The organism is Pseudomonas fragi, from assembly GCF_900105835.1.
Lineage (GTDB): Bacteria > Pseudomonadota > Gammaproteobacteria > Pseudomonadales > Pseudomonadaceae > Aquipseudomonas > Aquipseudomonas fragi.
Genome location: NZ_LT629783.1, coordinates 947,772 through 959,677 on the forward strand (window position 1 = coordinate 947,772; position 11,906 = coordinate 959,677).

The following is an 11,906-nucleotide window of genomic DNA, read 5'->3' on the forward strand; positions in this document are numbered from 1 at the left end:
TTGGGGAGTGCGCGGCCGTGCGCGCAGATAAGCTGTTAGCAGCCTGAGAACAGGACCTATATGTACGTATATGACGAGTACGATCAGCAGATCATCGAGGACCGCGTCAAGCAGTTCCGGGATCAGACCCGACGCTATCTGGCAGGTGAGCTGAGCGAAGAAGAGTTCCGCCCCCTGCGCCTGCAAAATGGCCTTTATGTTCAACGCTTTGCCCCAATGCTGCGGGTCGCCGTGCCGTATGGCCAGCTGACCTCGCGTCAGGCGCGAATGATGGCCAAGATCGCTCGCGATTATGACAAGGGCTATGCCCACATCAGTACCCGCCAGAACGTGCAGTTCAACTGGCCTGCGCTGGAAGACATCCCGGATATCCTGGAAGAGCTGGCCACCGTGCAGATGCACGCCATTCAGACCAGCGGCAACTGCCTGCGCAACGTCACCACCGACCAGTTTGCCGGTGTGGCTGCCGATGAGCTGATCGATTCGCGCCCTTGGTGCGAAATCGTGCGTCAATGGACGACCTTCCACCCGGAATTCGCCTACCTGCCACGCAAATTCAAGATCGCCATCAACGGCTCGACATCCGACCGTGCCGCCATTGAAGTGCATGACATCGGCCTGGAGCCTGTGCTCAACGACGCCGGCGAAGTAGGCTTCCGTGTACTGGTCGGTGGTGGCCTGGGCCGTACCCCGGTGATCGGTGCCTTCATCAATGAATTCCTGCCGTGGCAAGACCTGCTCAGTTACCTCGAAGCCATTCTGCGTGTGTACAACCGCTATGGCCGTCGTGACAACAAGTACAAGGCGCGGATCAAGATTCTGGTCAAGGCCCTCACGCCTGAAGTGTTCGCCGAGCGCGTCGAAGCGGAAATGGTCCACCTGCGCGGAGGTTCCAACACCCTGACCGAAGCCGAAGTGCAGCGTATCGCCAAGCACTTCGTCGACCCTGACTACAAGGCCCTGCCTGACTTCGGCGCCGAACTGGCCGAGCTCGACAAGCAGCACCCGGGCTTTGCCCGCTGGCGCGTGCGCAACACCCTGGCCCACAAAAAGCCGGGCTATGTCGCCGTTACCCTGTCGCTCAAGCCTACAGGTGTTGCGCCGGGCGACGTGACTGACAAGCAGTGGGATGCCATTGCCGATATGGCCGACCGCTACAGCTTTGGCCAGCTGCGCACCTCCCACGAGCAGAACATCATCCTGGCCGATGTTGAAGAAAGCCAACTGTTCACCATGTGGGGCGAGTTGCGTGAAAACGGCTTCGCCACACCGAACATCGGCTTGCTGACTGACATGATCTGCTGCCCGGGCGGTGATTTCTGCTCCCTGGCCAACGCCAAGTCAATTCCCATTGCCGAGTCGATCCAGCGCCGCTTTGAAAACCTGGATTACCTGTTCGACATTGGCGAACTGGACCTGAACATTTCCGGTTGCATGAACGCCTGTGGTCACCACCACGTCGGTCATATCGGGATTCTGGGCGTTGACAAAAAAGGCGCCGAGTTCTACCAGGTGTCCCTGGGTGGCAGCGCCAGCCGTGATGCCAGCCTGGGCAAAATCCTTGGCCCGTCGTTCGCCCAGGACGCCATGCCGGATGTGATTGAAAAGCTGATCGACGTGTATGTTGAAAAACGTACCGAAGACGAGCGTTTTATCGATACCTACCAGCGTATCGGCATCGACCCTTTCAAGGAGCGCGTCTATGCAGCGAATAATTAAGAACAACCAAGTCATCGATGAAACCTGGCACTTGCTGCCCAAGGAAACCACCTTTGACGAAATCTCCAACTGCGACGACCTGATCGTGCCGCTGGCGATGTGGCGCGAGCACGGCCATGCCCTGAAGGCCCGCGATGGCGGCCTGGGCGTATGGCTGGACAGCGATGAAGAAGCTGAAGAACTGGGTGAAGACGTGGCGAATTTTCAGGTCATTGCCCTGAATTTTCCGGCCTTCACCGATGGTCGCAGCTACTCCAATGCCCGCCTGCTGCGTGACCGTTACGGTTACAAAGGCGAGCTGCGCGCCATTGGCGATGTATTGCGCGACCAGTTGTTCTATCTGCATCGCTGCGGTTTCGACGCCTTTGCCATTCGCCCCGACAAGGATCCCTACGAAGCCCTGCAGGGCCTCAAGGACTTTTCGGTGACGTACCAGTCGTCAACCGATGAGCCGATGCCGCTGTTCCGTCGTCGTTGATTCGCCGGCCGACCCCGAACGCTCGGGGCCGGCCTTCGTACCGGCGGCTCAGGCACCGGGCTCGGAAAATGGATACTTTTCGATTTCGGCCCTGGTCAGCCGGGCGATCAACGCTTCCCTCACTTGCTGGCGACTCTGGCCCACCGCCTGGGTTTGCGCCACATAATCCTGACTGGACATGCCCTCACGGGCGATGTAAATCACCTGCATGCGCTCGTGTAATGGCGCATCGGCAGCACTGAACGCCTCCGGGTATTTCTTCTCCAGAAAGCCAGCCCAAAATCCCTGTTTTTCGATATAGGCCGTCCGGGTCTCCAGCGTGTCCTCGCTCACTACATGCAGCCGGGCAATTTCCAGTTGCTGCGGGGTGACATTGGCCATGCGCTCGAAAATCATGCTCGTGGGCCGAGCGGGCAAGCCCAGCTGCCGCGCCAGGTTGACCTGATAGAACATCTGCACCTCCAGCGGGTCGATGCGCTCAATGCGCGCCTGCAAGTCGGCCGGGCTCAGGCGCTGGGCCAGGCGCATGGCTTGCCGTGTACCCAGCCGGTAGGCCACGCCCTGCTGCTCCAGGGGCGTCATGTCCGCCACCGGCCCGGACGCAAAATCCGCACTGACAGCATCCACCAGGGTTTGCAGCTGCCGCACATATTCGCTCTGCTCGGCGTGAACCTGCGCCACCCTCCCCTCAATGACCGAACGCACATGCTTGTCCAGCAGTTCCAGGCGAAACAGCCCTTGGCCCAGCGTCAGCAGCTTGTTCTCGGTGTTAACCGTGCTCTGGGCGATAAAGATCTGATGGCGCAGCTCCAGATCGGCAAAGATCATCGGGATCCCGTCGGCGCAGGTATTGGGGTTGGCCGAGACCTCGAACAGCTCGTCACGCAGTTCACCGTGGGCATGCATCGCATTGAGCATTGCCCACACGCGCCGGCTGAGGCTTTCACGGCCATGCAAGTACTGGGATGAGGCACTGAGGTCCTCAATCACGCGGAAAAAATCCGCCGAGCGCTCGAGGCTGCTCAGGTCGCGCCAGATATCGTTCTGCTGGAAAGTCGGCTGGGATGCCCAATGAAAAATACCGCGCACAGGCATCACGTGCTGGCGCCCAGGCATGATTCCAAAGTCAATGCCCTCGCTACGCCGGTAGCTCTCCAGGCGCCGCAGGGAGTCTGCGCTCAGCGGGTTGTCATGCAGATGAGTGACACGATTGAGCGCGGCCCTCTGGGCGGTCAGTACTTCCTGGGGGATACGGGTGATGGCGTTGTCGCGCAGGTCCAGGGTTTGCAGGCCAGCGAGTGCCTCGACCCCTTCCGGCCAGGTCTGCAGGCCGGTATAGCGCAGGCGTAAATGTACCAGCCCGGTCATGCGGCGCACCGAGATGCGCCGGCCCAAGGTGTTGCCCACCAGGTTCAGCGACTGCAGTTTGTTCAAGCCCGCCAGGATGCTGGTGGAGCGGTCGTTGAGTTCAATCCGGTTGCCGTGCAGGTCCAGGTCGATCAGTTCATGCATGCCGGAAATCGCCGTGGGCAATTCCAGCAACTGGCAATTGACCAGGGACAGCACCCGCACGTTGGGGCAACGCTCCAGAAACCGGTTGGCAAACCGGCCATTGGGCGAGTTGTGCAGGCGTAACGTGCCAACATGGCCGAAATCGGCGGACAGCTCGGGCAGGCAATCCACCGGCCAGGCATTGAGGTCAAGCACATGGCCCGTGTAATCGCCCAGGCTCAGGGTTTCAGTTTGCCGGCGCCAGGTTCGGATCAAGGCCTGGCTCATGGCCCGCTTGACCGGAACGGGCACCGGCACCCGCGGTCCCTCTGCAGGCTGGGTCCACACCGTGGCCTTTTCCCACTGCTCCAGGTCGTTACGCAGCGTCTGCAACTCGACCTTGAGCCTGGCCAGCGCCCGGGTAGTCAGTTCTGGCGTCAGTTTCAGGCGGTACAGAAACTGTCCGGCCTGCGTCTCGTCCATCAGCGGGAACAGCTCGCTGACCAGGTCTTTGAGCAGGTGCGTGCGCTCGGTTTCCAGCATATGTCCCGAACGCCCGCCCAAGGTGTAACCCAGACGGCCATCGGCCAGCCGTAACGGTGACTTGAACCAGGGTTTGACCGGTTGCATGCCCAGGGCCACGGCACTGTGTTCGCGGTAGCTTGCCGCCCGGGCGGCAATGCGCGCGCGCAACGCCGCCAGCGGTTCTGCGAGCGGCAACCCCAGGCTTTGGCGCTGTGCCGGTGTCAGTGACTGGAGCACGCACTCCAGCAGGTCGGGGCTGCGATGAACATCTTGCGAGGCCGTGCCATGAAACTCATAGCCGTCAGCACTTTTAAACAATTCGTGGCTGTAGAGGGCCGAGTCACTGCCCACGCTATCGAGCACCGTGCCGCTGGCCTTGTCCCGGATCACCAGGCGCAGGCTGGCGGGCCAGCCGGGCACGTCGGGCAAGGTCTTCCAGGCCAGCCTGAGGCTGTCGGCATTGCTCAGTGCGTCGAAACCAAGCCCCTCCAGGGCGCGATTGAGGCGCAGGGCCCGGGTATAGCTGCGCGCCTCCTCCAGCACATGCAGGGGCAGGCGCCCGGCGCTGTCATCCACCCCCAGCCGGGCGGCCGACAGGTGGTGCAGCAGCTCCTGCAGCACCACCCCCGGCAGGCCGGGAAACTGGTTTTTCAGTGCCTGGGCCTGCTCAGGCACTGCATCCTGTGCGTCATACAAGCGTGCAAGCAATTCGCCCCTGGTGGCCGCGGCCTGCTCGCCCAACTGACGGGCAAGGGCCTGCAGCTGCTGTTGCAGGCCTTCGATGGCTTGCCCCAGCAACGCCTCAACCTGGGCCGTGGACAGACATTCCAGGGTCACCTTCAACAGATCACCATTGCGGATCTGGCTTTCCACGATTTGCAGCCGTGGGTGTGCGGGCGCCAGGTCCGGGCCGTACTCGCGCAGCGTTGTACCTTGAATGTCGACGACGCGCAGGACACGGTCTGGCGGCCAGCCGGGCAACCGGGTTATCAGGTCCAGTTGCATCTCGGCATTGTCTGCCCAGCGGTTGCCCCCCTGCTGCATCTGCACAATAAAGCTTTCAATCATTTCATTGAGGCGGATGCGCGTGAGGCTGTCGCTCAGCATTGCCGGCAGGGGCAGATGCTCCAGGTACAGCTTGCGCAGCATGCCCTCATCGGTATTGCTCACGGCCAGAGCTTGCCTGGCACCGGCATCGCCAATCCCACGGGCCTCAGGCCCCAGGCGACGCAGCAGTTGACTGCTCGACCAGTGCATGGGGTCTTCCAGCTCATGCACCCAGGCGCCGCTGCCATTGTGCTCGATGCGCGGAGTGTAGGCCTGGGGGTCATGGGGATGCTGGATATGCCCCTTGAGGGTCTGCGGGTCGACCTTGACCCCGTACACTTTGTCTTCAAGCCTGATAAATTGCCGCTCACCCACGCTGTACAGCCCCTGGGCATCAGGTAAAAGCCCTGCGAGGGAATTTTTGGGCATGGCGTAAGGGGTCAGGTCCGGGCGCCACAGGCGCCTTTGCCCGGTCACCAGACGCACCGGCACCAGGGCATCGACCAGCGGCGCCGGCCGCAGCGTTGCCGGGCCCGCCGTCAGCGCGATGTTCTGCGCAACATCAAACAAATACTCCAGGGCAGCAACGCGATCGCCCTGCTGCCAGGCACTGATGCCTTCATACACATCAATCCCCAGCTGGATCACGCTGGTAACCAGGAGCACCTCGCCCAGCACCGGCACAAACCCCAGGGCTATGGTCAGCAAGCTCAGCCCCAGATTGAGGAAGCAAGCCTGGCGTTCCAGACGGGTTTTGGAGTCTTCATCCTCTGTGGGCACCACCAGGACCCGGGCATCGTCCTTGATCTGCGCCAGTTGCAGGCGCCAGGCCACGACAAATGGATCTTCCCGCTGCAGCAGGTGCAGGCTTTCGGACATCAGTGCAGGTTCATTGATGATGGGCGGGCGGCGCAGCAGCAGCGAGTCCCAGGTCATGTTCTTTACATCGGTACGCCGCATAAACTCGGCGCGATGGCGCAGGGGCACACGCTGAAAAAAATAGTGGGCAAAATTGCGGCCCTTGAGCCATTGCCACAGTGTCGCCTTCAACAATTGGAACGACTCGAACTCGTGAAATGCCCGGTTCGGGCTGTCAGGCAGATACAGTACGCATGACTGCACCTGTCGCGCCGGTTTGCCTTCGGGCCAGAAGATCATGACCCCGGGCACTTCGAACGCCATGATCTGCAAGGTGCTGTGGACCACAGGCAGACGCGACGAGATTGCTCCCGGCGCAGCCAACAGGTTGATCAGAAAGGTGTAATTGGCCGGGCTGATCTCCATCTTCATCATGGCCATGTGCAGGGCCGAGGTAAATTCGTAGCGCTTGTTCTGGCTGAATGCAACATTGACCTTGTAGGCTCTGGAGTTGCTGTCTTCAGGAGCCAGGTTGTCATCAATCGGCTCAAACACGCGGCTCAGGTGCCACTGGTATTGCGTGCCCAGATCCAGGTCCCGGCAGATCGCGGCAAAGGCCCAGGGCTTGAACGTGGCATGCTGCACATCTGCCTCGCCACTCACTTGATACAGACAACTGCCCGGATCAAAACCGTCTTCGGCGGATTCTGCACGCTCGAAATTTTGCAGGGCTGCTTGCAGCAAGCTGTGCCGGGTGATGCCGGACACCAGATCCAGCTCCAGTGACTCTGGGGTCAGCAGTTCAGGCCAGGCCAGCTGGATCACCGTATCGACCAGCTTGACCTGCTGACGCGCAAAAAACAGCACCAGATTGCTCAACAGGCGCACCTGTTTGATGCCATAGCTACGCGGGTCCACCTCGCCCCAGCCGCGGGCCGTGAGGGCCGCCCTGAGCAAGGGTTCGGCAAACTGTTCGATGGGCTGGACCTGAGCCAGGATGGCGGAGGTGGCACGCCGGGTGGCCTGCCACTGCCTGAAGCTGCTGCGCAATGCCTCGCGCAGCGCCGGGGGGGCCTGGACGAACCAGGGCGGCATCAACTCGGGCAGGTAAGCGACATGGCGATTATCGGCCGGCGTTTTGGCCAGGCGAGCGGCCTGTTCAATGACCGTTTGTTCGGCCGTGGATATAACGCTGGCAAAAGTGTCTGTCATCACTAAACTCCGGCATCCAATAGAATGCTTGAAGTTTATAGACAGCTCGCAAAACGAGTCGGTTAATTACTTGATCAACAATCGGCCAACGCATTTAAAAACACGGTTAAAACAATAACTATCTACCGCACTTTAAAAGTAACGCCACAGTGTAAAACAGCGACACTGTTGCAATCGTGTAATTGCAAAAGTGTCGCCGCCCTTTACCAGAAGCGCTGCTGGGTCAGGCGCGCCCACAACGAGTCGACCACTTTTTCCGCCGAGGTGCTCGCCGCCAGGCCCACACGCTCCTGCAGGCTTTTGCGCTGGGCATAGTGCAGGTGGTAGAGATGGGCATCCCTGGCGCGTGCCGACAAGTATTCATCGCTGGTTTTAAGTTCGTCGACCAGGCGCTTGTCGATGGCGGCAACTCCCAGCCAGACTTCACCGGTTGCCACTTCGTCGATGGTCAGTTGTGGGCGATATTTGGAGACAAAGTTCTTGAACAGTTGATGGGTGATATCCAGATCCTGCTGAAACTTCTCACGCCCTTTTTCGGTATTTTCGCCAAATACCGTGAGGGTGCGTTTATATTCGCCAGCGGTCAGCACTTCATAGTCGATATCGTGCTTTTTCAGCAAGCGGTTAACGTTGGGCAATTGCGCAACAACGCCGATGGAACCGAGGATGGCAAAGGGGGCGCTGATAATCTTCTCGCCGATGCAGGCCATCATGTAGCCGCCACTGGCGGCGACTTTATCGATGCAGACGGTCAACGGGATGCCCGCCTCACGGATGCGCGCCAATTGCGAAGACGCCAGGCCATAACTGTGGACCATGCCGCCGCCGCTTTCCAGGCGCAGCACCACTTCATCGGTGGGTTTGGCCAGGGTCAGCAAGGCGGTGATTTCGTGGCGCAGGCTCTCGGTGGCCGACGCCTTGATGTCGCCGCTGAAATCCAGCACGAAAACGTTAGGCTTGTCTTCGGGCTGTTTTTTCAGCTTTTTGTCGGTCTTGGCGGTCTGCTTGCGCAGCGTCTTGAGCTGGTCCTTGGACAGCAGCGATTGCTCCAGGCGCTCACGCAGGCCCTTGTAGAAGTCATTGAGCTTAATGACCTGCAATTGCCCGGTGGTGCGTCGCCCTTTGCCGCGCAGGGCGGCGAGGGTCACCAGTACCACCACAATGGCGATCACCAGGGTCACGGTTTTGGCCAGAAAACTGGCGTACTCGGCAAGAAATTCCACAGCCTCTCCTTGAAAACGTCTGCAGCCCCCGGATCAGGGCTGCGCAATGGCAACCAGCATACCGGCGCCAACCTGGCCCTGCCAGCCGTGAAACACCTTGAGCGCAGGCGCCGCCAGCAATTCAAACAAGCGTATGTTTTTTCATTGACAGCCACTTGCCATCCTCCTAACCTCGCCTGACTTTCACCGCAGCGGAATGACGCGCACGTGGGCAGCATTTATCTGATCAGACATGGCCAAGCCTCCTTCGGTGCCGACGACTACGACAGGCTGTCGCCGCTGGGCGTGCGCCAGGCCGAAATTGCCGGCCAGCACCTGGCCCATCTGGGCCTGCGCCTGGACCGTTGCCTGGCGGGCGACCTGTCGCGCCAGCAAGACACCGCGCGCCATGCCCTGGCGCAACTGGGCGCCGCCGGGCTGCCTGCCCCTACCGTTGAAACAGACGCTGCCTTCAACGAATTCGATGCTTTCGCCATACTCGACGCCCTGCTTCCCGGCCTGCTGCCAGACGAGCCCGAGGCCCTGACGGCGATGAACAATGCCGCCCATAACCCGGCAGAATTCCAGCGCATCTTTGAACTGATTATCGAACGCTGGATCAGCGGCACTTACGACGCGCCCGGGCTGGAAACCTGGCCGGGTTTTGTTGAACGGGTACAGGGCGGGCTCAATCGTCTGCTCGACCTTGCCAAGGGCCAGCAGAACATTGCCGTGTTTACCTCTGCTGGCACCATTACGGCGCTGATCCACCTGCTGACCCAAATTCCCGCCACCGATGCCTTCAAGCTGGCGTGGCAAATCGTCAACACCTCGCTCAGCCAGCTCAAGTTTCATGGCCGCGAGGTCACCCTGGCTTCCTTCAACAGTCATGTGCATTTGCAACTGTTGAAGACGCCGGCACTCATCACCTATCGTTGAGCACCGGCAACCGCGGCCTTCGGGCCGCCGTACTCCACCCTATATAAGGATCGAACCATGACTTCTGTAGCTGATGCCGTTCAAGCAATGAAAGCCAAATTCAACCCAGCCGCTGCTGCAGGCCTGGACCTGGTATTTGGTTTCCGCATCGATGACGACAAGCACTTCTCCCTGATCGTCAAAGACAGCACCTGTGAACTCAAGGAAGGTGAGAACCCGGACGCCCAGGTAACTCTGGTGATGGACGGCGAGACCCTGGAAGGCATCGTCAGCGGCGAAACCGACGGCATGCAGGCCTTCATGGGCGGCAAGCTGCGCGCTGAAGGCGACATGATGCTGGCCATGAAGCTGAGCGAACTGTTCCCGGCTTAAGCCACACGCAACACCCAAAAACCGAAGCCCACGACGCTTCGGTTTTTTTTGCTCTGTGCTTCACTCAAACAGGCTTATCAAGGAGGCTGATTGCCCATTAACACCCCTGCCTATTAAGACCCTGCCTGCCTTGTGGCACCCCGGGTTGCCCATTAGATTAGCGAATGTTGTCAGGCCACAAATATAAGCAGAAGAGATAAACATGGCGCTTACCGACTCATCCACCCGCATCCGCCCTGGCGAAGAACTCGACGCCGGTCGCATTGACCCTTACCTCAAGGCGCACGTCGCCGGGCTGGTGGGAACACCTGCGATCAGCCAGTTCCCCGGCGGCGCCTCAAACCTGACCTACCTGATCGAATATCCCGGCAAGGAACTGGTGCTGCGCCGACCGCCCTTTGGCCAAAAGGCCAAGTCAGCCCATGACATGGGCCGCGAGTTCCGCATCCTCAACCAGCTCAGCGAGGCCTTCCCCTACTGCCCCAAGGCCTACGCGCATTGCACTGACGAAAGCCTGATCGGCTCCGAGTTCTATGTGATGGAGCGGGTCAAGGGCATCATTCTGCGCTCGGACCTGCCAGCGGAACTGGCACTGGGCAGCGAGCAGACCCGCGCCCTGTGCAAGGGCTTTATCGACAAGCTGGTGGAGCTGCATCGCGTCGACTACAACGCCTGTGGCCTGGGTGAGCTGGGCAAACCGCAAGGCTATGTGCAGCGCCAGATCAGCGGCTGGAGCGAACGCTACGACAAGGCCCTGACCCCGGACGCGCCACGCTGGCACGCGGTCAAGGACTGGCTGCAGGCCAATATGCCGGCCGACCACCCCACCCCGGCCATCGTTCATAACGACTACCGCTTTGACAACGTGATCCTTGACCCCGCCGACCCGATGCAGATCATCGGTGTACTGGACTGGGAACTGACCACCCTGGGCGACCCGTTGATGGACCTGGGCAATACCCTGGCCTACTGGATCGAAGCCGACGACCCGGCACCCGTGCAATTGATGCGACGCCAGCCGAGCAACGCCCCAGGCATGTTGACCCGCCGCGAATTTGTCGATTACTACGCTGAGCGCTCCGGGATTCAGATAGACAACTACGATTTCTACTACACCTACGGCCTGTTTCGACTGGCGGGTATCGTTCAACAAATCTACTACCGCTACTACCACGGCCAGACCGCAGACAAGCGTTTTGCCCAATTTGTGCACATGAACGCCCTGCTTGAGCAGATGAGCCTCACCGTCATTCGCCGCTCCAGCCTCTAAGCCCGAGATCACAAGGAATCAGCATGTCCAGGACCCAACTGTTCGACCTTGATGGCAAAATCGCCTTTGTTTCCGGTGCCAGCCGCGGCATCGGTGAAGCCATCGCCAAATTGCTGGCCCAGCAAGGGGCCCATGTGATTGTCTCGAGCCGTAAACTTGAGGGCTGCCAGCCAGTAGCCGATGCGATCATTGCCGAAGGTGGCAAGGCCACGGCCATTGCCTGCCATATCGGTGAAATGGAGCAGATCAGCCAGACCTTTGCGCGCATCCGCGCCGACTTTGGCCGCATCGACATCCTGGTCAACAACGCGGCGACCAACCCGCAGTTCTGCAACGTGCTGGACACTGACCTCAGCGCCTTCCAGAAAACCGTGGACGTGAATATCCGCGGCTATTTCTTTATGTCGGTCGAAGCGGGCAAGCTGATGCGCGAACACGGGGGTGGCAGCATCATCAACGTGGCCTCGATCAACGGCGTATCGCCCGGGGTATTCCAGGGCGTGTATTCGATGACCAAGGCCGCAGTGATCAACATGACCAAGGTGTTTGCCAAGGAATGCGCAGGCTTCGGCATTCGCTGCAACGCCCTGCTGCCGGGCCTGACCGACACCAAATTTGCCTCGGCGCTGGTCAGTAACGACGCCATTCTGAAAACTGCATTGCAACAGATCCCGCTCAAACGCGTAGCAGCCCCCAGCGAAATGGCCGGGGCCGTGCTGTACCTGGCCAGTGATGCATCCAGCTACACCACCGGTGTTTCGCTGAATGTGGATGGCGGTTTTCTGTCCTGAGC

The 11,906-nt window shown here is 60.2% G+C and carries 8 protein-coding genes; 6 read left to right on the plus strand and 2 right to left on the minus strand.

Annotated elements, in window-relative coordinates; genetic code table 11:
* The first annotated feature begins 60 nt into the window (after positions 1-60).
* Positions 61-1,719 (plus strand): nitrite/sulfite reductase, encoded by a 1,659-nt coding sequence (locus tag BLU25_RS04070; RefSeq protein ID WP_016781107.1) that lies wholly within the window; start codon positions 61-63, stop codon positions 1,717-1,719.
* Positions 1,703-2,197 (plus strand): DUF934 domain-containing protein, encoded by a 495-nt coding sequence (locus BLU25_RS04075; RefSeq protein WP_016781108.1) that lies wholly within the window; start codon positions 1,703-1,705, stop codon positions 2,195-2,197. Before BLU25_RS04070 ends, BLU25_RS04075 begins: the two co-directional genes overlap by 17 nt.
* A 48-nt stretch (positions 2,198-2,245) precedes the next feature.
* Here BLU25_RS04075 and BLU25_RS04080 read toward each other — a convergent pair whose 3' ends face one another.
* Together BLU25_RS04080 and sohB are read right to left on the minus strand one after the other, a co-directional pair.
* Positions 2,246-7,330, minus strand: coding sequence for an NEL-type E3 ubiquitin ligase domain-containing protein (locus BLU25_RS04080; protein ID WP_016781109.1), 5,085 nt, complete (start codon positions 7,328-7,330; stop codon positions 2,246-2,248).
* Between the two features lie 203 nt (positions 7,331-7,533).
* Positions 7,534-8,553, minus strand: coding sequence for a protease SohB (gene sohB, locus BLU25_RS04085; protein WP_016781110.1), 1,020 nt, complete (start codon positions 8,551-8,553; stop codon positions 7,534-7,536).
* A 207-nt stretch (positions 8,554-8,760) separates the two neighbouring features.
* On the opposite strand from sohB, the gene BLU25_RS04090 reads away from it, so the two are divergent.
* From BLU25_RS04090 to BLU25_RS04105, 4 genes are all read left to right on the plus strand, one after another.
* On the plus strand, positions 8,761-9,471 hold the full coding sequence (locus BLU25_RS04090; protein WP_016781112.1) for a histidine phosphatase family protein: 711 nt from the start codon (positions 8,761-8,763) through the stop codon (positions 9,469-9,471).
* Positions 9,472-9,528: 57 nt separating this feature from the next.
* Positions 9,529-9,843, plus strand: a complete 315-nt coding sequence (locus BLU25_RS04095; RefSeq protein ID WP_016781113.1) for an SCP2 sterol-binding domain-containing protein — start codon at positions 9,529-9,531, stop codon at positions 9,841-9,843.
* Between the two features lie 202 nt (positions 9,844-10,045).
* Positions 10,046-11,113, plus strand: a complete 1,068-nt coding sequence (locus BLU25_RS04100; RefSeq protein WP_016781114.1) for a phosphotransferase family protein — start codon at positions 10,046-10,048, stop codon at positions 11,111-11,113.
* Between the two features lie 23 nt (positions 11,114-11,136).
* Positions 11,137-11,904: an SDR family oxidoreductase gene (locus BLU25_RS04105; RefSeq protein ID WP_016781115.1), complete on the plus strand. Its 768-nt coding sequence runs from the start codon at positions 11,137-11,139 to the stop codon at positions 11,902-11,904.
* Positions 11,905-11,906 lie beyond the last annotated feature (2 nt).